At 44.3% G+C, this 23,993-nt stretch carries 18 protein-coding genes and 1 pseudogene; 7 read left to right on the forward strand and 12 right to left on the reverse strand.

The features are described 5' to 3' along the window. Positions 1–298 precede the first annotated feature (298 nt). From IX95_RS02880 to rlmM, 4 genes are read left to right on the forward strand one after another with little or no spacing between them, the layout of a single operon-like run. Positions 299–1,207, forward strand: coding sequence for a transcriptional regulator GcvA (locus IX95_RS02880; protein ID WP_019276541.1), 909 nt, complete (start codon positions 299–301; stop codon positions 1,205–1,207). Continuing rightward, on the forward strand, positions 1,200–1,823 hold the full coding sequence (locus IX95_RS02885) for an alpha/beta fold hydrolase (protein WP_038156612.1): 624 nt from the start codon (positions 1,200–1,202) through the stop codon (positions 1,821–1,823). Before IX95_RS02880 ends, IX95_RS02885 begins: the two co-directional genes overlap by 8 nt. Continuing rightward, complete coding sequence (locus tag IX95_RS02890; RefSeq protein ID WP_029236195.1) at positions 1,813–2,211, forward strand: DUF423 domain-containing protein; 399 nt, start codon at positions 1,813–1,815, stop codon at positions 2,209–2,211. The genes IX95_RS02885 and IX95_RS02890 overlap by 11 nt, the downstream gene beginning before the upstream one ends. Further along, complete coding sequence (gene rlmM / locus IX95_RS02895; RefSeq protein WP_038156614.1) at positions 2,208–3,299, forward strand: 23S rRNA (cytidine(2498)-2'-O)-methyltransferase RlmM; 1,092 nt, start codon at positions 2,208–2,210, stop codon at positions 3,297–3,299. Before IX95_RS02890 ends, rlmM begins: the two co-directional genes overlap by 4 nt. Positions 3,300–3,330: 31 nt before the next feature. Here the strand turns inward: rlmM and IX95_RS02900 are convergent, their stop codons facing one another. From IX95_RS02900 to queF, 6 genes are all read right to left on the reverse strand, one after another. Further along, positions 3,331–4,080 (reverse strand): DNA/RNA non-specific endonuclease, encoded by a 750-nt coding sequence (locus IX95_RS02900; RefSeq protein WP_038156616.1) that lies wholly within the window; start codon positions 4,078–4,080, stop codon positions 3,331–3,333. A 191-nt stretch (positions 4,081–4,271) separates the two neighbouring features. After that, positions 4,272–5,057, reverse strand: coding sequence for a flap endonuclease Xni (xni, locus tag IX95_RS02905; RefSeq protein WP_038156618.1), 786 nt, complete (start codon positions 5,055–5,057; stop codon positions 4,272–4,274). A gap of 69 nt (positions 5,058–5,126) precedes the next feature. Further along, entirely contained in the window at positions 5,127–6,485 is a 1,359-nt protein-coding gene (ppnN, locus tag IX95_RS02910; RefSeq protein WP_006959551.1) for a nucleotide 5'-monophosphate nucleosidase PpnN, read from the reverse strand. Between the two features lie 207 nt (positions 6,486–6,692). After that, complete coding sequence (locus tag IX95_RS02915) at positions 6,693–8,258, reverse strand: GGDEF domain-containing protein (RefSeq protein ID WP_038156620.1); 1,566 nt, start codon at positions 8,256–8,258, stop codon at positions 6,693–6,695. Positions 8,259–8,369: 111 nt separating this feature from the next. Then, positions 8,370–10,640, reverse strand: a complete 2,271-nt coding sequence (locus IX95_RS02920; RefSeq protein WP_038156622.1) for a tetratricopeptide repeat protein — start codon at positions 10,638–10,640, stop codon at positions 8,370–8,372. Between the two features lie 15 nt (positions 10,641–10,655). Beyond that, on the reverse strand, positions 10,656–11,501 hold the full coding sequence (gene queF / locus IX95_RS02925) for an NADPH-dependent 7-cyano-7-deazaguanine reductase QueF (RefSeq protein WP_038156677.1): 846 nt from the start codon (positions 11,499–11,501) through the stop codon (positions 10,656–10,658). A gap of 89 nt (positions 11,502–11,590) precedes the next feature. Between queF and syd the strand changes: the two genes are divergently transcribed. Next, positions 11,591–12,136 (forward strand): SecY-interacting protein, encoded by a 546-nt coding sequence (syd, locus tag IX95_RS02930; protein ID WP_038156623.1) that lies wholly within the window; start codon positions 11,591–11,593, stop codon positions 12,134–12,136. A gap of 341 nt (positions 12,137–12,477) precedes the next feature. On the opposite strand, the gene IX95_RS02935 is transcribed toward syd, so the two are convergent. Then, positions 12,478–13,398: a WYL domain-containing protein gene (locus IX95_RS02935; RefSeq protein ID WP_038156625.1), complete on the reverse strand. Its 921-nt coding sequence runs from the start codon at positions 13,396–13,398 to the stop codon at positions 12,478–12,480. Positions 13,399–13,623: 225 nt separating this feature from the next. On the opposite strand from IX95_RS02935, the gene IX95_RS26610 reads away from it, so the two are divergent. Continuing rightward, on the forward strand, positions 13,624–13,794 hold the full coding sequence (locus tag IX95_RS26610) for a hypothetical protein (RefSeq protein ID WP_200876929.1): 171 nt from the start codon (positions 13,624–13,626) through the stop codon (positions 13,792–13,794). 267 nt (positions 13,795–14,061) lie between these two features. Next, positions 14,062–14,484: a PD-(D/E)XK nuclease superfamily protein gene (locus IX95_RS02940; protein ID WP_038156627.1), complete on the forward strand. Its 423-nt coding sequence runs from the start codon at positions 14,062–14,064 to the stop codon at positions 14,482–14,484. A 63-nt stretch (positions 14,485–14,547) separates the two neighbouring features. On the opposite strand, the gene IX95_RS02945 is transcribed toward IX95_RS02940, so the two are convergent. The 5 genes and pseudogenes from IX95_RS02945 to IX95_RS02970 all read right to left on the reverse strand — a co-directional run. Then, the gene (locus IX95_RS02945; protein WP_038156630.1) at positions 14,548–16,527 is read right to left on the reverse strand and encodes a hypothetical protein; all 1,980 of its coding nucleotides are present in this window, start codon (positions 16,525–16,527) and stop codon (positions 14,548–14,550) included. A gap of 13 nt (positions 16,528–16,540) precedes the next feature. Then, the gene (locus tag IX95_RS02950; protein ID WP_038156632.1) at positions 16,541–20,146 is read right to left on the reverse strand and encodes a hypothetical protein; all 3,606 of its coding nucleotides are present in this window, start codon (positions 20,144–20,146) and stop codon (positions 16,541–16,543) included. Positions 20,147–20,871: 725 nt separating this feature from the next. After that, positions 20,872–21,929, reverse strand: a pseudogene (locus IX95_RS02955) (IS3 family transposase); the annotation flags it as partial. 268 nt (positions 21,930–22,197) lie between these two features. Next, the gene (locus tag IX95_RS02965; protein WP_038156639.1) at positions 22,198–22,974 is read right to left on the reverse strand and encodes a substrate-binding periplasmic protein; all 777 of its coding nucleotides are present in this window, start codon (positions 22,972–22,974) and stop codon (positions 22,198–22,200) included. A gap of 102 nt (positions 22,975–23,076) precedes the next feature. After that, positions 23,077–23,993: substrate-binding periplasmic protein (locus IX95_RS02970; RefSeq protein WP_235202565.1), on the reverse strand; the 917-nt coding region annotated here is incomplete at its 5' end.

Here is a 23,993-nt window from a genome sequence, read left to right on the forward strand (position 1 = left end):
ATAAAAAAACACCGCCATAAGGCGGTGCTAAATAATTTGACAGACAGGTCAAAATAAATACAGGAAGTATGTGTTTCGTCTCTAGTTAGAGAGGCGAAACTTGGTAGAAACCTACCTAACTCGAAATACGAGTTTGCAAACACAACATCGCAACAATATGCCAATTGATTCCACGAAGGAATCAAGCCGTTCTGGCTCTTGCTGCGGGAGGAAATATAGAATTTCTCTGGTCGTCAGGCAATGGACATTTTATAATGTTTCAGATTAAAAAAACTAATCCAATTTATGGAAGGGCACCATGTCTAGAAGATTGCCACCTTTGAACTCCCTGAAAGTGTTCGAAGCTGCTGCACGTCATTTGAGCTTTACTAGAGCTGCGGAGGAGTTATTTGTGACTCAGGCTGCAGTTAGCCATCAAATCAAAGCGTTAGAAGAGTTTCTTGGCCTGAAGCTTTTTAGGAGACGCAACCGTTCATTGCTGCTGACTGAAGAAGGTCAAAGCTATTTTCTGGATATAAAAGATATTTTTACTTCTCTTTCAGAAGCCACAGATAAAGTGCTAGAGCGCAGTGAGAAGGGCGCATTGACGATCAGTTTGCCGCCAAGCTTTGCGATCCAATGGTTGGTTCCGCGTCTGGCTGACTTTAATCAGCAGGAACCGGATATTGATGTTCGTATTAAAGCGGTGGATATGGATGAAGGCTCCCTTACCGACGATGTTGACGTGGCAATTTACTATGGTCGAGGAAATTGGCCGGGTCTGCGTGCGGATAAACTCTATCAGGAATTCCTTATTCCGCTTTGTTCACCATCCCTGTTATTGAGCAATAAACCATTAGAAACTCTAACTGACTTGAAGAAACATACTTTGCTACATGACACTTCACGTAAAGACTGGAAACAGTTTGCGAAAGAACATGGTATTGAAGGGATCAATGTCAACCACGGGCCTATCTTTAGCCACTCTACGATGGTGTTACAAGCCGCTGCTCACGGGCAAGGGGTAGCGCTAGGCAACAACGTGTTAGCTCAACCGGAAATGGAAGCTGGGCGATTGATTGCGCCATTTGATGAAGTGTTAGTGTCTAAGAACGCGTTCTACGTGGTGTGCCATGATAAACAGGCCGACATGGGGCGTATTGCTACATTCCGTGACTGGATGCTTGCCAAGGCACAAAGTGAGCAAGAGGAGTTGCTTGATGACTGATTTCCTGATTGATGGTGAGCAAGGCAACCCTGTTTTTATTTTTGCTCACGGTGCGGGAGCTGGCATGGAGCATGATTTCATGGCGGCAGTGGCAAAAGGGTTAGCGCATAAAGGGATACAAGTTGTCCGTTTTAACTTCCCTTATATGGTTAAACGTGCTGAAGATGGAAAACGCCGCCCGCCAGATCGAGCGCCTAAGCTTTTGGAAGCGTATCAGGCTGTGATTGCCAAGTTTTCTGATGTGCCAGTTGTGATTGGCGGGAAATCCATGGGGGGGCGCATGGCTAGCTTGCTTGCTGAAGACGGTAATGTAGCAGCGATTGCTTGTTTAGGTTTTCCTTTTCACCCGCCGGGTAAGCCCGAAAAGTACAAAGGTGAGCATCTAGCGACGCTAGATAAGCCGTGTTTAATCCTTCAAGGAGAGAGGGATACTTTTGGTAAGCAAGAAGAGTTCAAAGATTTCGCTCTCTCAGATGACATCAAGGTGAAATTTATCCCTGATGGTGATCATAGTTTCAAACCTAGAAAGAGCTCTGGTCACACCGAAGCGGGCAATATCGCTTTGGCGGTTGAGCATTTAGCTGATTTTATATTGGAGAGTTATGGTGAAAAGTAAGCAGTTACTTACCGTTGGTGGAATATTTGCCGGAGTTGGCGTCGCACTTGGCGCTTTCGCCGCACACGGGTTAAAGCAATCATTGTCACCTTATTTACTGGAGGTCTTTAATACAGGCGTCCAGTATCAATTTATTCATGCCCTAGCGATTTTGCTCTGTGGAGTCTTACTCTCGATGGGGATGGCTGAGAAAGCGCAAAAATATTTCGCCCTTGCTGCAAATTGCTTTATCATCGGCATCTTTTGTTTTAGTGGCAGCCTCTATGCCCTTGCATTAACCGGAATCAAATGGTTTGGACCTATTACTCCATTTGGCGGTTTAACCTTTATGCTTGGCTGGGGACTGTTTGTTTTCGCAGCGTTACAGATTAAAGAGGTGAATCAGTGAAACACTTAATGCTCTACTGCCGAGCTGGTTTTGAAAAAGAGTGTGCTGGAGAGATTCAGGATCGCGCTACCCAACTTGAAGTGTTTGGCTTCCCTCGTGTAAAAAATAACACTGGTTACGTACTGTTTGAATGTTATCAGCCGGGTGATGCAGAACGTCTGGCGAAAGAACTCGACTTTAAGTTGCTGATTTTCGCACGTCAGATGTTTGCGGTTGCGGTGGAGATTAAAGACCTTCCACGTGAAGATCGTATTTCTCCTATTTTAGAGGAACTCAGCGAGGTTGAGTCTTTCCCGCGTTGTGGCGATATCCGCATCGAAACACCGGATACCAATGAAGCGAAAGAGCTGCTTAAGTTTTGTCGTAAGTTCACGGTTCCTATGCGCCAAGCCATGCGTGGCAAAGGTGTTTTGTTCCCGAAAGACAGCCCTAAAAAGCCTGTACTGCATATTTGTTTTGTTGCTCCTGGCCACTGCTTTGTTGGTTACTCTCTGCCGAGCAATAACTCACAGTTTTTTATGGGGATTCCACGTCTCAAATTCCCAGCAGATGCACCAAGCCGCTCAACGCTTAAGTTAGAAGAAGCGTTTCATGTCTTCATTCCACGAGAAGAATGGGATGAACGTCTTGCTGCTGGTATGTGGGGTGTCGATTTGGGCGCGTGTCCAGGAGGCTGGACTTATCAGTTGGTTAAGCGATCGATGTTTGTTCATGCAGTGGATAATGGCATGATGGCCGACAGCTTGATGGAAACTGGTCAGGTTAAGCATCATCAGGAAGATGGCTTCAAATTTGAACCTGCACGTAAAAACGTGACTTGGCTTATTTGTGACATGGTTGAGAAGCCGTCTCGCGTTGCTCAATTAATGGGCGAGTGGATCATCAGCGGATGGGCCAAAGAAGCGTTATTTAACCTGAAATTGCCTATGAAAGGTCGTTACGATGAAGTTCTGGAAGATATTGAAAATCTTAAGATCTTCCTGATTGAGAACAAAGTGAAATTTAAGCTTCAGGCGAAACACCTTTACCATGATCGTGAAGAGATCACGGTACATGTTCAGTGCTTATCAAACATCTCACCCAGATAAGAAAACGCTCCCTCGGGAGCGTTTTTTACATTTACTCAGATGTCGGCCACATCTCCCAAAGCTGAGACTCCATTGAATTCTCAACGCTATCACTAAGTAGTGAGAAGAAGTCCAGCCCGGTTTGTTGTTCGACATCGTCAATAGTGGTGACAAAGCTTGCCAGTTCGCTACTGGAAACATCACGATGAGGGACTACAAACGCAATTGCATCGTTGAAGTGGGGGTCAAGAATGACTTTATAGAATGCACTTGGAATCACGACATTGTCGCCAATGCTGCTTTCACCGCCTTGATAAATTGGCCCAGTAACGACGTACAGTTCGTTATATTCATTGGCGAGATCGCGGACATGTTCCTCCAAAATACGCCAGCCGACTCGATTAAAGCCCGGAAGCTGAGGTGACATATTGCTCATCAAAAAGCTTTGTATCATTGATTCCTGACTAAAGTCCATTGTCGCGGAAGGGGCAAGGTGTCCACGATCGTAACCAGAGCCACTGTAATCGGCGAGGGTTGAGCGTGCGTAATCAGGCAGTTCAGTATCTTCTTTGAAGTTGTTGCTGCGTTTATAGCTGGTGTTCACACTGTCTGCCGTAATGTGGTAAGCAACCCAGTCTGCGTTTTTCATCTGGTAGTTGTAGCCTACCGCGTAGCCGTCGCGGCAAAGGATTTGATCAGATTGATAGGAAGGTAAGCCAACGTCGAGGTGCTGACCGCAGGTTTGTGCTACGGCTGGCAGTGAAAAGACAACAGCAAGACTTAGTAAAATAGTATTTTTCATTATTATGCTCCTTGTTATTGGAGCTATGAAAAATAGAGAAATTAGTCAGTAGTGCTGTGATGTTGATTGAAATTTAATCAACACTTAATCTGGTATTGATTAAATGAATGTTAACTGTGTGAAAGCAAAGGATTTCACAACAGATTTTATAAACATTGTTTTATAATCAAAGGCTTGATGTTAGTCAGGCGTTAGGTTGTTGGAGTATTGGCACCGGTAAAGCGAATATCTTGTAGATTGAAACCTAACTCAATGTCTGTTTTCAGTGCAGAAACTTTTTTACATCGGCGGGCTGAATCAATGTGCTCATCCAGTTTCTTGCGATATTTAGCAACCAGCTCATCGGATGTATAGGCTTGTTCAATATCTTCAAACTGTGTAAGGATTTCTTTGGCCGCCTTCGGGCCAACACCTGGAACTCCTGGCACTTGGCTAGAACTCACGCCTGCCAGCCCCCAGTAGTCAGCCAGCTGAGAGGGTTTGACGCCGAATTCTTTATCAATAAAAGGTGCATCAAGCCAGCGATGTTGAAAGTAATCGCGGATCTGCAAAGTTGGTGACAGCAACTGGCAGTAGCCCTTATCTGTTGAAATGATCGTCACCTTTTCTTTGTGGCTCGCCACTTTCATTGCCAATGTTGCCACCAAATCATCTGCTTCATCGCCTTCAGACAGCAGAGAATCAATCCCCAGTTCCCACCATGCTTGCTGAATTGCATCCAAGCCGTTAAGTAACGGCTCTGGCATGGGTTTTCGGTTTTGCTTGTATTCAGGGAGGACGTCAGCACGCCAACCTCTTTCTTGGAGGTGATGATCGAATACCGCGATGATGTGCGTTGGTTGCGATTCGTTGATGATTCGATTCAGTGTTCGTGTCGTTGTGGTAATGGTTCTTGCTATGTCGTTTGGGTCTGGTTGCGCTGAGTGGACACGTCGAATGAGATTCAGAGCGTCGATAATAACAAGATGAATAGACATGAAAATCAAAAAATAAGGGCTGAGAAGCCCTTATTGTAAAGCATGGGGGGGAGATTGCTAGTTGTTAAACTAGGTCTTGATTTGGTAACAAGGCTCGTACGCGGTTCCACCAGGCAATTTCATGCGATCTTGCTCGACAAAGTCACGCAGAAGTTTATCCATTTTCTTCATTAGCGTAGCATCGCCATCAAGGGCAAATGGACCATGCCGTTCAATTTCACGAATCCCTTCGGCTTTGACGTTACCCGCAACAATGCCTGAGAAGGCCTGCCTTAGAGCCGCTGCCAGGTTTTCCGGACGCTGATTGAGATGCAGATCCAGACTGGCCATATTGTCATGTGTTGGTTCGAATGGCAGCTGAAACTCTGGCTCAATCTTCAGCGACCAGTTGAAACTGTAAGCATCGCCTGTGTCTTTACGATGTTGGCGAACATCGCTCATGCCACGTTTCATGATTTGCGCGACTTTTTCTGGGTCATCAACCACTATTTCATAATGGCGCTGAGCTTCTTCGCCTAATGTCTCGCCAATGAAACGGTCAATGGAGCGGAAGTACTCTTCACTTTCCTTTGGACCTGTTAGGACGATAGGCAGAGGCTGGTGGGCATTATCTGGGTGCATCATGATGCCAAGAATATAAAGCAGCTCTTCTGCTGTCCCTGCGCCGCCAGGGAAGATAACAATGCCATGTGCCATACGCACGAACGCTTCGAGACGCTTTTCGATATCTGGCATGATGACCAGTTCGTTGACAATGGGGTTTGGTGGCTCAGCCGCAATGATAGATGGCTCTGTCAGGCCCAAGTAACGTTGATCGTAGTAACGCTGTTTTGCGTGACCAATTGCAGCGCCTTTCATTGGGCCTTCCATCGCACCAGGGCCACAGCCTGTACAGATGTTAAGCTCGCGCAGGCCTAGTTCATGGCCGACTTCTCGCGTGTACTGATATTCCGTACCATTAATGGAGTGACCACCCCAACAGACCACTAGGTTAGGCTCAATACCAGGGGTTAAGGCGCCTGCGTTACGCAAGATGCCAAACACTAGATTGGTAATGTGACTAGCATTGGTTAAGTTGAGGCGTTGGTTGTCTGCAAGGTGCATGTTGACGTAGACAATGTCACGCAACACGGAGAATAAATGCTCCTGAATCCCTTTGATGATGTGCCCATCAACAAAAGCGTGCTCAGGGGCATTACTGAGTTCGAGTTTGATGCCGCGTTCACGGCGAACCACGTTGACATCAAACGACTTGTATTTATCGAGCAGTTCTTTGGAGTTATCTGTGTGGCTACCTGAATTCAGCACCGCAAGCGTACAATTTCGGTAGAGCTGATACAGATCACTGGCGGCAGTTTTCTTAAGACGCTCAACTTCGAGTTGAGAAAGCAGATCCATACTACCAGCCGGACTGATGTGAGTGATCATAGTGACCTCCTTGATGAGAGAAAACTTCTCTACAAAACCCTTCTTATTGTTGTTGTGCCTCAGCGCGATAATGGCTGCTAATCAAGCGATGGAATCGCGAGAGGTACTATCAAGCTTAGCACGCTTTGACGGATATAAAAGGCTAACTGATTGATATATCTACATCAATCACTGCATGAATGGCTTTTTGAAGGGGAAGGTTGAGGGTTATTTCCAAACAAGCTGGTTAGGGCCAATGGTTTTGGCTTCGTTGAGAACGCGATTTAAACGCTCCAGTACTTCCTCTGGCGTATCGGATTCTTTGAAACCAGTGCTGGATGCTGACATGGTAATGACCAGGTTTTGTTCGCGGAATTTGAACGGCAGTTTGGCCACTTTGCTCTGAATGCTCTGGATAGTATTAAAACAATCATTATCTGAGCTATCTGGCATCAGTACGATAAACTCTTCACCTGAAAAGCGGGCGACAGTGTCGGTGTCAGACAGTTCTTTCTTGATGGTACGAGCGATGATTTTTAACGCCTTGTCTCCGGCAGTGTAGCCGAAGCTGTCGTTAATTGCTTTAAAGCCATCAATATCGAGCAAAATAATACGCAAGTTGTTCTGCGAGCGTATCCAGCGTCGATATTCCAGCTCTAAGCGGTCATTAAACGCTGTGCGATTGTAAACCTTGGTCAAAGGATCTAAGAGGACGCGTTGAGCTTGGTCTTCCAGACGTCGACGGTAATCTTGTGTCACCTCGAATAAAGCTTCTAACTGACTCTTGCCATAGCCCATACGTTCGATCAGCGCTTGTTCACGTTGCTCTGCATGATGAAGACGTTCAGAAAGAGAACTTAGCTTGGCTAATAATGGGTTGAGTTGAGTTTGCAACGAATCGAGAGAGCTAGCCGCGTCGACTTTGGCCTTAGTCTCAGCAACTAATTCATCCAGTTCGCCATTCATTTCCTGACGATGTTCAAAGTAGGTTTGACTTTGATCAACATTCTGCGAAGAGCTTTTCAGCGTTGAGGAGAGGGAAGCATTAACTTGCTCGAGAAATTGTTCTGAGGTCTTGCGCTCGTATTTTGTGCCTTCGATAACCAGCTTAAGTACTTGCAGAGTCAGTTCAATCAACACGTGTGTATTGACACCGAGGAGCAGCTTAGCGCGGATATCTGTCAGTAAGTCACCAGATTCGCCTTCAAAGTCCAGCTCAGTAATGACATGCTGAAGTTCATCAGAAAGTCGCAATAGCAGTTCTTTATCAGCACTATTGGTAATTTGATTGATGGCAGTATCAGGGTTGGAGGTGATGATTTTCAGGGAGCGTTCGTAAATGGCAAGCAGCTTCATTGCCGAATCGGCTTTCGGGCGTTCGACACCGTTGGAGTAGCTGAGCAGGTCACGCAGGTCACGCTTTACTTTGGCAGGTAGCCCAGTCACACGTAACAGGGTTTCACCGCTGTGTTTTATCTGGGAATCCAGATGCTCCGTTTGTTTTTCCATAGCCACACTCTGTTGCTTAAGCAAGCGCTCAAGTACTGCCAACTTCGGGATAAGAGAACTGACATCTTTTTGTTGCTCTATGGCTTGTCTAAGTTCGGTTAGCCCTGCCTTCAGTCTTGGATCTTCACCGCCGCATGCATCACTCAGTGATGCAATGATGCGCTTCAATACCTTTTGTTCTCTTTTAAATTTGAACGAGGTATCTCTTTGTGTCAATCGAACTTGCTCTAATTGAGATTTCAGATTGTGCAGCTGTGACTGAATATCTTGCTCGAGGACGCCCATGAAAATCTATGCTTATGAAGATAAGATCGAAGACGATCTTATTAATTAATCAAACGATAATAACAAATAAAATTACCGCGTCACGTTCAACACGGTCTGTTTGAGCAGCTTTTACTCATCTTTTAATAATTTTTTGATGCTCTCCTCATTCTTGTAAGAAGAGTGAACTTTTATCAGCCCCTGACTGATGGAATGTTTGCACGCTTTGCGAATATTACCGGTTGCTAGGCTGGCCGCAGGCGCATTCTCTATCGCTTTCAGATACACCCACTGGCTTGAATGTTCTTTCATACTCAAAGTACGAGCAGCGCTGGTCGACATGAGCAAAATATCCAGCAATTCTTTGTCATTGATTGCAGTGTAAGCACGAGGCAAAAACGGGTAATCGGCCATGCCCATACGAATGATGTTATTTAGCCCATACTTCTGCGCAAATTCATCTACCCAGCTTTGAATCTTTTCAAACACCAGCTCTGGGTCGGCCATGCTATCACTGTTCGGCTCTATGTAGAGCAAGTTCGCATCAGAGAAATGATACACCCTTGCTGGGCGTTGTACCTTCTCTCTGAGGTACTGACCGAAGGCTTTCTCAATCTTGAGTCCATCTGAGTAGCCATGTTGTAAGTACATATTGCGCAGGAAGGGTACATCTATCATCACAAAGCGCAGTCGATCATTCAGTGGTTCGTGGATCAGTTCACCCACATGCCACTTTTCAAACTTGTGGCTGCTCGCCTCCAACGATGCAGGAAGCTTGGCGTTGAGCATACGCAGGTTTTTCAGGCCAGAACGGGAGTGAGTATAGAGATCATCATTCAGTTCATCGATTTCATCTTTTTGCACACTCATGATGTGACCACGGCGGAGCAAAAATATAAACAGCAGTGCGCAGGTGACAAACAACGTGAAAGAGATTTTCTGGAATTTGCGATACTCGTTTTCAGTTTGCTCCAGTTGTTGTTTTTGCCCCACGAGGTGCAGTGTTTGCTCCACTACATCTTTCTGCTGTCGAAAGTCATCCTCGTTTATCAAATCCAACTCTTGCTGTTCAATATTCGCCAGCGCGTTGTATTGCTGGAGATATTGCAACGCGGCTTTGTAGTTACCCAGTAGTTCATTACCTACGTTAAGCATCTGATAGGCATTTTTCTGTATCGAGAGATCCTCGAGCTCGACTGCGATGTCTAATGCTTTGGTGGCTTTGGCGACGACCTCTTGGGGATGCCTCTGATGTGAGGCTAAACCTGCCTCCAACAGCAACGCCTGTGCTTTGAGCTTTGGAATATCAACATAGCTCAGGAGCTCTTCGGCACGCTCAAGATATTGCTCGGCGAGAGGGAAGTTAACCAGTTGCAAGTAGGTGGCTGCCAGTGCGAGACGAATGGCGATGACGTTTTCAATATTATTCTGGATACGCTCGTGATCGATGGCATTGAAGTAGTGCACTAACGCGAGGTTGTATCTGCCCTGATGGTAATAGATATCGCCCATACGTTTGAGAATTGGAGGCAGAATCGGCGAGTTTTCATAGTTGTCGTAAAAATCGGCAGCTTGCGAAAAGTGATCCGTTGCTTTGTCCAGTACGCGTCGCTCGTAGAAAAGTTGTCCTAGTAGGCGATTCACTTCAGCCAGCTGTAGACCAGATGTATCTTCAATTGCGCTCCAGTAGCTGGTTAGCAGCTCTGATAAGGCTTTGTTGTAGATCTTATGAGCCAGAAAGTGCTTGCCCAAGGCGATATGGTAGGCAATGACGGTGTGTTTATTATTCGACTGTTCGATATAAGGGATCACGTCCTCGTACAACTGATTGGCGAGCTCGATCTGGCCTTCAGCAGATACGATATCTGCTTTGAGCATTGTCAGCTGATAATTGAGCCCCTTAGCCAGTTGTTCTGGATTCTGGATGGCATTAAACGCTTGCTCAACCTCCGCAATATCCTTTCTAGCGGTTTCTGCATCACCATCGATTTGCCAGCGCAAGCGAATTTCGAGCAATCGTAAATCAAGACGTAAGTATGGGAGGCGATACTTGGTTGTCAGTGCTTTGGCTTCATGCAGATATTTCAGCGCAGCATCGGTATTACCCAAGTTGAATTCAGCACGGGCAAGAATTTTCAGTGCATCGATGGTACCGCCGGGCGTTCGCACTCGGCTATCGGAGTCATCACGGGAAATCGCCGACGGGCTTTTTTCGGTTTGGTCGGTCAGTTTGCGCTGAGCGAGATAACTGGTCGCAAGCTGTTTGGACTGTTTTGGCACAATATCTACCAAGGTACTGGCTTCATTGAGCATGGCCGATGAATACACGGTTGACGCCATCACTTGAGATGATAGCAACAAAACCAATAGTCCAAACAAACGTTCCCAGCGCAAAATCTGCATTCTGTAGTCCAATCCTTATTGACGTGCCATACTTTGGTTATGAGTAGGCAGAGCCTGCTCGGTTGAACGGTAAGGGTTGATATCCAGACCACCGCGGCGCGTGTATCGAGCGTACACGGTTAGCTTTTCTGGCTGACAGTATTTCATAATGTCAGTGAAAATACGTTCGACGCACTGCTCATGGAACTCATTGTGTTCACGGAATGACACTAGGTAGCGTAACAGAGCTTCACGATTGATTTTTTGACCCTGATACTGAATCTCTACACTGCCCCAATCTGGCTGGTTAGTGATCAGACAGTTGGATTTGAGAAGATGGCTATGCAGACTTTCCGAGACGTGTTCTTGTTCGGCGGCACCTTCTAGCAAGCTGGTATCAAACTCGTAGCTCTCAATCTCAATATCCTGATCATCAATGCAGTCACCGTCCATTGTCACGACCACACTGTCGGTATAGTCGACGACAGAACGAATAGTGACTGAAACCTCTTCACCTGCACAGTGGGAGAGATCCTTCGCTAATGTTTGTTCAACCTGATCCCATGAGCTAAAGCGGGTTTGGTTAAAGCTGTTGAGGTACAACTTAAAGGACTTAGATTCAATCAGGTTAGCACTGGTCGCAGGAATGGACACGTCGCCAATGGCTACCTGTGGCAGGCCTTTCTCGTTCAACCAAGACAGCTCGTACAGTGTCCAGATATCACAGCCCTGAAATGGCAACTCATCACCCAGATTTAGGTCATCGCGGTTTAAGCTGCGTGGTACAGGTTGAAGTAAAGAAGCGTCGTATTGGTTGGCGTATTCGGTTTTTTGACCGAGCGTTAATCCCGCCAGTTCCTTTGCGTCAGAATATTTGCTCATACTTTGCATAGATTTGGATTAGAATGGCGAGAATTTTACGCAATCCTGTCGTTAAAAGCGAACATTCGAAGACTCAATTGGAGAATCTAATGGCTGAAACTGCCTTGCAAGCGCTGTGCTCGTTCAGTGAAAAGTACCGTCAGAGCTGTCTTGACGCCCATGGACATTTGCCAAGAAGCGAAGAGCTGGTGGATCTCGTGTCACCTTGCGTTGAAGAAAAGCAGACTGATTACGTTGAATGGCAGGCATATGAGCGTGAGCATCCAGCGGATTTCACTAATGTTGAAAACGGTATCGAACTGGCACTGCATCAAGACATTAAAACCTTCTATGGTTCGCAGTACAGTGCGGATATGGAGGCGACTTGGAATGGGAACGAGCTGACGCTACTTCAGGTATGGAGTGATGAAGATTTTGTTCGTTTGCAGGAAAACATTCTTGGTCACCTAGTCACTCAGCGTCGATTGAAACTGAAGCCAACGGTTTTCATCGCAGCAACCGATGCAGAATTGGACGTGATTTCCATTTGTAACCTGACAGGTAACGTTATTCTCGAACGATTGGGTACTGATAAACGCGATATTCTTGCCGAGAGTGTAGCGGAGTTTTTGGCTAACCTAGAGCCAGCGGTATAACCATGTACCGCGGAAATGTTGATACGATAAAATCCTGAACATCGTCAATTAAGGTTTTTTTCAGTAACAATTTGATTTTAAATGTAAAATAAAATTTCTACTTAACGTTTTTTATGTAGTAGTACATGTACTTAAGTTTGTTTTTATGTCGAAATGTATTCTTTGTAAGGGGTACATGTACTTAGTCGATCGGAGCATCAGTTCTTTGTTTACGGTGATCACGGTTTGAACAGTACTAATTCAGACTTGAGCTTACAGGTATTAATCATTACTTAATTGCCTAAAACCGGAGGCACCAAGCATCGGTATTTTGTATTCCTTTTATAATCAAGGCGTTCCACTTAAAGATTACTAGCCTTCACAAGCTTCAGCATTTCCGCATTTAAAAGCTCAAACTTGTAGAATCTCGATGTTTTTGTGTCTAATTTCTGTTCATCGGTTCTGCTATCGATGAACCATTCTTTTTCCATAATCCAAAGAAATGCACAACGTACAGATGTGGTTAGATCGTCTTTGCCTTCAAGGATACCAAAATCTGTTCTGATTCGTCTTTTCTGATCTTCGTCCCTATCAGGATGGATTCTCAATTGAAGAGGAAGAACTAAGTTCCATTCCTTGTCAGATTCTAGGCTTTCATGAGGCAATGCCTTGTATTCTTTATCATCAAAATGCTCAATTACTTCTTGGGCTCTAGAAAAATGGAAGTTCTTAAAGAATACGTTGCTTTCATCGCTCCGATGATAGCCTCTAAACATCCAGTTCACACCATCGTGCATCATCGCAAGTGGAATGATCGTACGTCTGTCATGATTATCACTGTTCTCTGAGCGATATTCGCAACTAATTGCGTATTTACCATTAATTGCTCTAGTTATTCTTGCTATAAATTTGGTTGAGAGTTTGTTTGGTACCCGACCTATTTTCTCAAATGGGATAGTCGCTTTAGCTGGCTGAGATAGCTTGTTCTTATTGAAGCCATTAGCAAGCATCCCCAATGCTGTTTCCGCATCTAAATTGATAAGAGGCTCATAGGTATCCCTAACAATAGCGTTAGCTCTAACACTTCTGTTGTACTCAATATTCTTGTCACAAACATTACTGTAATCTGCTAAAACTTTTGAAGCGGCAGCGTCGGATAAGTTAAACATCTCGCCGATGTCAGAACGTTTAACAATACCGGTAAAGCGCAGCATAAAGTCTATATATGCTAGACGATCTGCGTTATTTGTATGTTTATCTTTAAGTTCTTTGTAGGTAAGCATCGTCGGTGTTTCTCTCTATATATGTGATATAAATATTACTCTAGCATTCATTTTGAGTCTACTTTATAGGGCTTATTTTTCGTCTGTTCTATTTGTTAGTATTAATCTTATTTTATTTCACTTATAAAAATTAAACGTCACCATTGACGCGGTTATTTTTTGATCATACCATCGATCAAAGTTGGAGAATGGGTCTTCAACGGATAAAACGATAGGAGGTTGCTTATGGCAACTAACGGAAAAGTCGGTGATAACCGCCGCAATGGTGCTGTTCGTGAACGTTCACAAACTCAAACTGGTTCTGGCTATTGGGTTAAACGTGATGCAAACACTGGACGATTCATGGACGTCAAAAGTGACGGTAAACCATTTAAAGGAGTTAGAAAGGAAAAATAAAAAAGCACTTATCAGTTTGACTGAAAAGTGCTTTTCTTGTGAGGTGATTTATTTTTTCTGCGCCAACAGAACTAATAAGGCACAACACCTAGGTGTTTGTCCATTGAAGAACAGACTATCAACCTTTGAGAACGATGATAGTACCTTTCTTCAATGTTCACCTCAATATTACGAGCCGTTTCTTTAACAAAAATTTGAAGGAGCGACATGTTTTCCCCGGATTCGTCCCTGTATCCGGGGGAATGAATTTTATTGAGGTAACTACGAATGTGTAGAAAAGATCTACTAAACGACATTTCTAGTACTTTTCAGGAACTCGGCTTTTCTGAAAGTATGTCTAATCAACCAATGACATACCAGCGTAATGTCAAATATCCGAGCATTTTTCCGGAGAAAAGTGACTATGCGCACTTTGTTGTACTTACGCCAATGCGTACAATTCAGGTTGTTGCCAAGTTTCAAGAATCCAGTGGTACTGCAATAGAGAAACTTGGCTATACCGTTATGGACGCTGCGAGATCTTCTTATGATGACTACTTAGTTGTTTGTGGCGGAAGTGAGTTGTTGAAACATGATCGAGCGATTGAGTTTTTGAATTCGTACCGTTCTTCAGCACCGAAACTAACAGCTGTCACAGTAGAAGAGCTAGCTTCTTTTATTGGACCAGATTTAGGCAGTCACGCTGCTTAAGTTAGAGTATAACATGATGTGTGCCACTATGGGCACACGTCCATGGTGATAAAAACAAAGGTATCAATGCTTAAGCTGAGATGGTGTACCTGCCGCCAAAGCCAGCTCTCTCAAATGTTTAAATGGGAATGGGTATACCGTTGCCTGCTTATGACGAATATGGAAAACTCTCATCATCTTAAGTAACTCCTCCGGGGTTTCTGCAGCGTCAGTCAAAATTCGTCTGATTCGGCAGAATCGAGGTAAGCTTTTGACATTGTCTTTATCACCAACAAAATACAGCTTTTCTTCATCGTTATAGAAAAAACCTAGTGACGCCTCTATAAGCCCAGAGTCTTGCCCTTTCAATGACGCCGCTAGACGAAGTCCTTTTTCTTCGGCAACCCAATCGAAAAAGGTTTGTAGGCTACCCTTGTAGGCAATGGCGTTGTCTTTATCATTAAAAATCGCCTCTTTATACAAGGTCGTTGAGGCTGGATTTCGAAGTAGGAGCGTTTGCAAGCGATCTGCTACCATTTTAGGATTAACCACTTCAATATCACCTGCATTAAGTCGTTCGAGAAATTCTTCAACCCAAGTGCGCTTAATGCCGCTGGCGTAGCCGTCCGCAAGCTCACTCATTACTTTCGCTAACTGTTGATACTCAGGTAGTGCTACATACTTGGTATCTTCAAAAATAAAGGCATCACTCGACGCTAAATCAACAACAGCATGCTCATTGTTTTTAAGCTGCCGTGGTAAATCCAGCAGGAATAGATCTTGAGCTCTGCGTTCATCAACTCGTTCAAAGGAAAGCTTACCGCCATTTACGAGCAGGGTGTCATAGACTTTCGTGTTTCTATCTATTTGATGGCATAACACAAATAGCCAGTTTCCCTTAGGCCTAACCAGTAAGAGTTCACCATTCATCACTTCTAGTTTCACGAAAAGCTCTTTCTTACACGCTTCATACTGGGACTGTGACAGTTTTCCTTTTTTAATAAGGGTTTGAGGGTAAGCAGATTGAATGATCACATCCGTTTCGGCTCGCAATTGCTTATATGGATCAGGCAAGCCTCTCGATTCGTAGTAGTCTGGGTCATGGTGAATCGCTAGGTTCAATGTCTTGGGTTTGACATCCGCGGAATGAGTGACTCGAAATCCATCTTTTTCTAAAGCATGTTCCAGTTCAATACAATCGCAATCGGTTAGATTAACTATGTTAATTGGGTATTCTGTTAGTAGGTCATTGATGGCACGATAAGCCAACTTGATGTCCTGATCTTTGAATCGAGCACGATACTGGGGGGACAAGGTTTCAAATTCGATCTGCATATAATCAGAAAGATGGCGTTTGACGTCTTCCATAAACGTTGCCAACACACCCATTTTTGATCGCCAGTACTTACCCGGGTTCTTCGTATCTAACGAGACCATTTCCCCACTCATCCTTTTGTCACGATGTCTTTTCTTAATGTATTCCCCCTCTTGAGAACGAGTGAGTTCTTGAGTCCATTGGCCGAACTTCAACTTGGGTAAGTAGGTGCAATCACCATATAATTTGCCTTCAGCATTGGTGTGATAACTCACAGGAGTAAATGTGGCAGACACTATGTTCAATACGAGATGCTGTTTTTGCTCATACTCGATTTTTACTTCATAGGTTCGTAGTACATCAACCTTTCGCACAGGTTCAACATCACATAGATAATAAAGCCCAGCCCCTTCGGAGCACTTTTGGTGATCGCTTTGCAGTACTGGTAATGCACCGATGAGCAGTTTAGCCTTAGAACTGATCGCCATATCCGCTGAGGTTTGACGGGTAACCGCATAGTTAGAGTCATTGAGAGTGTGGGCTGCACCTTTTTCAACAAGTACGGCGTACCCATCCTGTGTCTTACAAAGAGACAATGGCTTTACCTCCTCGTAAATTGTCGTCACAGCCTTGCCATAAGCTTGCTTGCCTCTCAGATCACAGTTGATTTTAAAAAAATCAAAGCGCCCATCAATTTGCTCATCGTTAAATTGAACATTAATACGGTTTACCAAAATTTCTTTCGACACGTTAGTTACTCCTTTAGATGTCCAACCAGCGAGACAGCGCTGTAATTGAGTCTATATCGACGCTACCATCATGCTTATTGATTAAACTCGGGATAGCGATAATTGATGCCCCTACGTGGCTAGGCAATGAGTTAAAATCTGAATCGTAGTACGATACGGTCTCATCTCCTTGCTTAAGCATGTTGCAGACCACTAGCTTGTTTAGCTCAAGTGCCGACAGTTTCTTACTCAAGTCAGCCATGGTTTTTTTACGTTTCTCATCTGGCAATGAGCGCACAGAGACAAGATCCCAATGTTTAAAATCAATGAGAGCTTTGTTCCCTTTTCGAACAATGATTTCGTCAAACATCTCAAAGTGCTCAACCGGCAGAGATTCAAAGCTGAACTCATAATGTTTGAAGATAGCTTTACCAACTTCCTCTCCTAACGCCCCTAAATAGATGTTGATAAACATGGGAGGAGTTAGCACATAACGTGCATCTGGTGCCCATTGAGTTGCAAACCCCTTCGATTCAAAATGGGCCTTCGCAATTTCATTTCGCATAAAGATTGGTAGCAAGGAACGTAGCTCACTCACTCGCTTGATAGGGGCAACAGCCAGTTCAAAGAACCGGTAGTCATCCGAATGCCGTTCATTCAAAGCAGGGGTGTAGCAATAACCACTGTCTTCTGGAGACTGGACGTAGTATTCCTCATAAGTAGGCGCTTCTACAGAGGCCGGCACCTTTAGCACGTTGTGTCTCAACGACTTCCAGTCTTCAATATGATCAGAGTTCTGTTGTTCATTGATTCGATATAACATTCGTTCTATGGCGCCCAGAGAGCGCCCCGTGTGCAATATCGCTAAGTTCTGGCGACGCTTAGCTTCTCGATCAACGGGGGGGTTTAACATGCCAAATTGTTGCTTGGCATAGGCGACAAGCTCTCGGTATTCATGAGAAAAGAGGGATACATCGCGCTCGTCTTTGGATAGCAACTGAACCAGTAATGAATCCGCAACGATATAGACTGACTCTCGTTTCATTTCAGCTCGAGCCGCCCGCCCAACGGCTTGCTCAATCACCCGAAAAATAGCATTGATACTATCGGTTGAATCTTTTTGGTAAAACTGACCCTTTAACTCTCTGCATAAGTTAAAGGGACTGCTGTGTGTCACAACTTTATGTGCCCATATGTTACTGCTTTTAGGGGGGAGTATACCGGCTTGCTGCAACGCCATCCCGTAACTTAAAAGCAATAAGCGATCGCTCGTGCGAGTCTCAGGTTTACCCTCGACTGAGATTAGATTAGTTGGTTCTTCAAGATACATGAAGTCGATATCGGCTCGTTCGTGGCTTCGATGTCCCACATGTCTCAATGATTCATTTTCAAATCTGGGGTCAAACTTGTAATCCGGATTCTTACCTGATGACATGGTCTGATACGCCGTAATGGCTATCACTTTTCCTGGCTGGTTCTCAAGGTGCGAAATAACCTCTTTATCAAATAGCCCTTGCTTAAGAAAATGTGCATTGATGCCAGTGACTACCTTTATGGGGTCTTGTATATTCTCAGAAAGATTTTTTCCATACCAGGTTAGGAACTGGCTTAAGTCACCTTTAATGCCACGATTCAGCATACCAAGCATGTAGCGATTATTGGGGCATTGTGCGAACTTTTGTATGGTCTTACATAGCTTGCTTAACCAGCTTAAATTGAAATCAATCTGCTGTTCTGTACATTGGAACAATGAACAATAAAGTAGCTCTCTATTTTTGGCTTTAGGGTTCCACTGCCCAAGAAGGTCTCGAATAAATACATAATCGTGTTCAACATGACTTGGCAAGATTTCAACCCCCCTCCCACTGTAATTACGCTCACTCTCATAGTAAGTACGAATTGCACTGCGTTCAGACCGGGACAATCGAATAAAATTAGAACCCAAGCTTCGCTCCAGGTACTTTATGTCAAAATTATGGATGACCGAGGGGCATTCCGCGGTCGCACTAACTCCCAGGATACAGCCCCCTGACTCTACCCACGCTGCCAGCATGCCAGTTGGAGACATGCTATAACCATGATGTTTGAACATGACCGAATCTTGAGCTTCCGAGGGTCGGTCCACTTCGATCATGCGTATGCCTCGAGTATGGTAGTTAGCCGCGCTTCTGCGAGGGCTAAATTTCCTACCAACTAGATAGTTTAGCTGCTGATTCAATTGCTGACGCAGGCTATGAAGATTGAGCTGATCTAGAATGCTGGCTATCGCCTGTGATGAGGTTAACTGACGAAGCTCATATTCAGACATGTTCTTTGAACGGTTCTCTCTGTACCGCTCTTCTGCTCGACGAACCAAAGAGTGGAATGTTCGATTGACCAGACGCTCAAGGCCACCAAGAAATTTAGGGAAGTCATTTTCTGTACGGTCTTCAAACTGGCCATAGTGTGAGATCTCATGTTGTTGATGAGCATTGTTAAAACTGAATGCCAACCTTCCTTTTACGCTGGTAATGTGTGTCGTCATTGTGTCACTAAATAATAGGATCTCCTTGTTTTCTTTAATGACACTAGGATGCACATCGAAAGAGTACTGAAGCGACCATTTCTCAAAAAACTCTTTGACGTTATCAAGATACTTTTCAAACATTTCCTCGATGCCATCGTACTGTGGTTTCGTACAGAGTTTCTGCTCTTTTAGATTGGAATGAATGGTACGTAGAGTTGCAAGTAAGTCCGTATCATTGGATGACACTAAATGCGTCAACATTTCCTGATGCTGCCGATCGACTTCATCAATTAATAACATGCTGTTACCAAGATGACTTGCGGGGTGAAACTTGCCTTTGGATTGCTGTAGCCCATATAGAAACTTTTTGGTAGTCATGAATACAACCCGGGCGACACCAGTTTCTACTTTTACTCCCGGAATAAGTGTACTCAATAGCGCAACATTTCTTTCGGTCAAGGATACTGGGTTATCACCTAATTGTATTTTTTGAATGTGCCGTATGAGTGCTGAATAACATTCATTAGCAGTATCAGTAATGCGCTGAGTGAGGGTCATCTTTTGCGCTGCGGAGAGATTAACATTGAGCACGCTCTGTTCACTTCGCAGTTGATCAATGCTGTTCATTAACGCTGCATTTTCCTCAACCTCAAACAGAGTGAAAATTTTGTCCAGGGCATCATTTTTATGATCCAACATATCGAGTAACGAGCGGGAGTTTGAAGGTGCGTAAAGAAAACGCTCAATAACGGTGGCTTTTTGGATCTCATCGAGAAAGTTACTCTCTTTTACCCTTGTCACCAGATTGTTATAGGCTTCCAACACATTATCGACAGAATTGGTAATGTAGTAGATGGTCCTCGGTTCGTAGTCTTCGCTTAAAGTCAGTTCTTGCTCAATATCATCTAAAGTTGCTTTGATAATTAATGACAACGTATTGTGCGTTTTACCCACACCAGTAGGAAAAGGCATTGGCATATAGCAACCTTCGGAAGAACCAATCACACGGGCCTCATAAAAAGTCTTTTCAAGCAACTCGTAAATGGGGTTTGTATCATCTAGTGAGGGGACCGTTCCGTGTGGAAACGCATTGATAAGACGTTGTGTACTGGCAGAAACTTGCTCTGTTGTCATCATTTAACCTTGAAAGAACTGTTTCATTCAATATATATGTAACTGATTGTGCAACACAATCACATATTCTTGGCTCTGTGCCCAACGCAGTATTTAGTTTCACACTTACACAAGTGTTCTTATGCTGGTGTCCTATTTGTTCATAGAGCGGCAAGTTATACGGGGTAGTGTTTTCTTCATGTGCTTCAATAAAAAGCAAATTGTTCAAGCACATTACCTTCAGGAGTATTATTTGGCCGCACATAGAATATATAATTTTCTAGAGCCATTCTGTAACCGTTCTCAGTAGTTTCAAAACTCAGTTCAGTCAAAGGCAGCCAGTAGAAATGCTAAGAGAACTTACTCCAACACAGTTTTGAGGCGTCCGGCCAAGCTCCTTTTCGATGTAAATTTTCTAATGTCAAAATTCGTAAATTTCGCACTCAGCTAAACTAATAAAAAACTCTATAAATTCATTAGTATATAGTCGAACTGCTTCTCTACATTACCAAGTAATTCGCACCCAAATAAGTAATCAGAAGCACGTTTAGCTAATCACTAAATGTTTTGGAACAATAAAGTTTGTACACTGTTGAAAAAGTTTGTACAAACATGTCATTTGGAATAATAAAGTTTGTACACTAAGCTATAATATACTCTATCGAATTGGGTAGAGTATATGTTGTGGCAGAAGTGGACCCCAATGGTTGGACACATAAGCTAATTTCTTAAGTGGTTGATCCAGCTTATGCCGCGTATCTTTGCCTGCCGAAGTAGGCTTCATCAGGAGTAAGGTCATTGAGTCCTTGATGGTTACGCTCTTCATTATAAAACACCATGTAGTTACCGATTTCAAGCTCGGCTTCACGCGGTGTCGTGTAAGCTTTTAAGTAAACCTCCTCATATTTCAGGCTACGCCATAATCGTTCGATAAAAACGTTGTCGACCCAGCGACCTTTTCCATCCATGCTAATCCGTACACCATGATCAGTTAATTTCTGTGTGAACTCAGAGCTAGTAAACTGACTGCCTTGATCTGAGTTGAAGATATCTGGCGGTCCATAATGCTTAAGCGCTTCCTCAAGAGTTTCGATGCGAAAGCTCGTATCCATAGTGTTAGATAGCCGCCAGGACAATACTTTACGGCTATACCAGTCAATAATGGCAACTAAGTACAGGAACCCTTTAGCCATTGGGATGTAGGTGATATCAATCGCCCACGCTTGGTTCGGGTAAGTGACTTCAACATTACGCAACAGATAGGGGTAAACCTTGTGTGCTTTGTTTGCCAGTGTCGTTTTGGGTTTGGGGTAAATCGCTCCAATGCCCATATCGCGCATGAGCCGAATGACGCGTTTACGATTAACGTTATGCCCCTTTTTTGCCAACTCAGTTCGAACGCGTCGACTCCCCATGAAGGGATACTGAAGGTGAATTTCGTCGATGATACGGCGTAATTCAATTTCCTCAACGGAGAGTCCGATAGGCTGATAGTAAGCCGTTGAACGAGCCATATTGAGCAGTTCACATTGGCGTTTAATTGGCAATGGTGTGGATTTAACCAGCGAGAGTTTTCGCTGGGCTCGGTCTAACGACCGAGCACTCTGGCCAAAAAATCATTTTCCATGGTCAACTGACCGATCTTGGCATGAAGCTTATCCACTTCTTCGGTGTTATCTTTGCTCAACTGACTTTCAGAAGCAAAAATCATAGCAGCATTTTCTAGCAGCTCCTTTTTCCATGTAGAGATTTGGTTCGCGTGAAGGTTGTATTTTTGAGCCAACTCAGCGACCGTTTTGTCACCTTAAAGATTCGAAAAGATATCAAGCGAGAGTGCAACGCAGCATTCTACTGGCTATATCTTCATGAACCAGAATGGCTTGAGTCAGTAATACCTAAGCCTTCTCAACCACATCCGAATCCTCGGACTAAGTAGAAATGACCTCTTCTGAATCTTGCGCTATCGGTTACACTGAGTGAAACCACTACAAAATGCCACCACTTATTGATATGAAATGCCAGTGCGAAAACGCAGCCCGCTTCACATGACGCTTTACATGAGTTGTCAGCCACTAAGGCTCAGGAGGAGGGAGAGAGTGGTATTTGAGATAAAGCCCCTTAAGTGTATTGTCTTCAAGCAACTGCCGATATTTTTCATTGAATACTTCTATCATTGCAGCGCACCGCGAACGTTTTGAAAAAGCCAAATACACATTGTTCACAATAATGGGAGTGGGCTTTACTTCAATTTTGTTAGTCAATCCCATTTGAGAGAGGTAATACATACCATCCGCGTATGATGCCACCACATAATCCACTCTCGCGGCACTGAGCATATGAAGCATCTGCTCTGTATCCGTGGCACCAAGAATATCTAGGTGTTGCCTTGCATATTTGTCAAACTCTGCGCTGGTTGCAATGCCAGCGCCTGAGGGCAAGGCGCCCGTTTTATCTTTTAAGTCTTCCCAACTGTTGAAGGTGAAATTTCGTTCAGACGCCACAAAAACATGCATGGCGTCTTGTGCAATAGGTTGTGGGAAAAGATAGATTTTCGCCCTTTCAGGGGTATAGTACATGCCTGTTATGGCATCCAATTGGCCATACTCCAGCTTTTTCAGTTGTCTTTTCCATGGGACGGGAGGCTCAACACTGACTTTCACGCCCAACTCACTAAACACTCGGTATGTAATTTCTGCTATGAGCCCTTTAAGATCGCCACTTTGGTTGAATAGAGAATACGGGTACCAAGTCATGTCACCACTGATGGAGAGCGTCGAGCATGTATCCTGAGCATAAGCCTGACTGTGCAGACTGATAAGCAGAAGGTACCATCGCCATTTAAGCACCACAACGAGCTCCATTTACCTTTGAAAAGTCATTTAGAGTGTAGATGAAGATGAGCCGGCTCTTGCGTGCATGGCTCGTCTTATTTTTCGATGAGGCCATTGAAATTAGGGTGAGGGCAGACGGGATTGACTCTGCCTAAGATGCCGCAATATTTCCTTTTGACTATCTACTTCTTGATAGTACTGCCGAATCGCGGCCACCAGTTTATCGGAATAAAGAGTGTAATTTTCCGTTTTCTTACTTATCAAATAATACGCAGGCGTTGACCGAGGCACCTCAAGCACTTTTCTAAAGCGAACCGCCGACAATTCAGGGAACTGCTTAAGGCTTTTAGCAACCACTTCCTCTAACTCAGCTTCTAGAAAGAAGTAATCCAACCTTCCCACACTCACCATCTTAAGTATCTGCGCTTGTGAGCCTAGCTCCATGATTTGGTGACCAGAGAGCCGACGAATGTATTCATCCACCACTTGCCCTCTCGCGTTACCCTTAATCGCCCCAAGCCTAAAATAGGTGAGATCTTCCAAGGCCGCCGCCATACGAATGTCTTGATTATCCTCTAACGCGTAAGCGATGACCGAAGATTGAATCATAAGAGCTGGCTCAGGGACGTAATGATAGAGGGCTTCTCGCTCTGGTGTCTTATAGGCCCCAAGCACGACATCCACCTTGCCTCTCTCTACTTCAGCCTGGCAACGCTTCCAGTTTTTTATAACCCGAGCTTCCACTTGAGTGTTAGGGTTTTGCCGCTGAAATACAGCAAGTTGATCAATTAGTACTCCCGCATAGGTGTCATCAACGGGATAAATCCATGGTGGCCAATTGTAAAACGCGCACCATGTGAAAGTTTGCGCGAAAACTGGGCGGGAAAGTAAAAGTGAAATGAGTAATAGTCCTCTAATCAAGCTCATATTGCTTACCTTTGCATGGGAATCTTTATGGCACTTATTAATAATAGTGTTTTTATGAGATACGGAATTCATTCTTTTTTTTACCTTCGTTATTGATAAAAGTAACTTTA

The organism is Vibrio sp. B183 (genome assembly GCF_000740665.1).
Lineage (GTDB): Bacteria > Pseudomonadota > Gammaproteobacteria > Enterobacterales > Vibrionaceae > Vibrio > Vibrio coralliilyticus.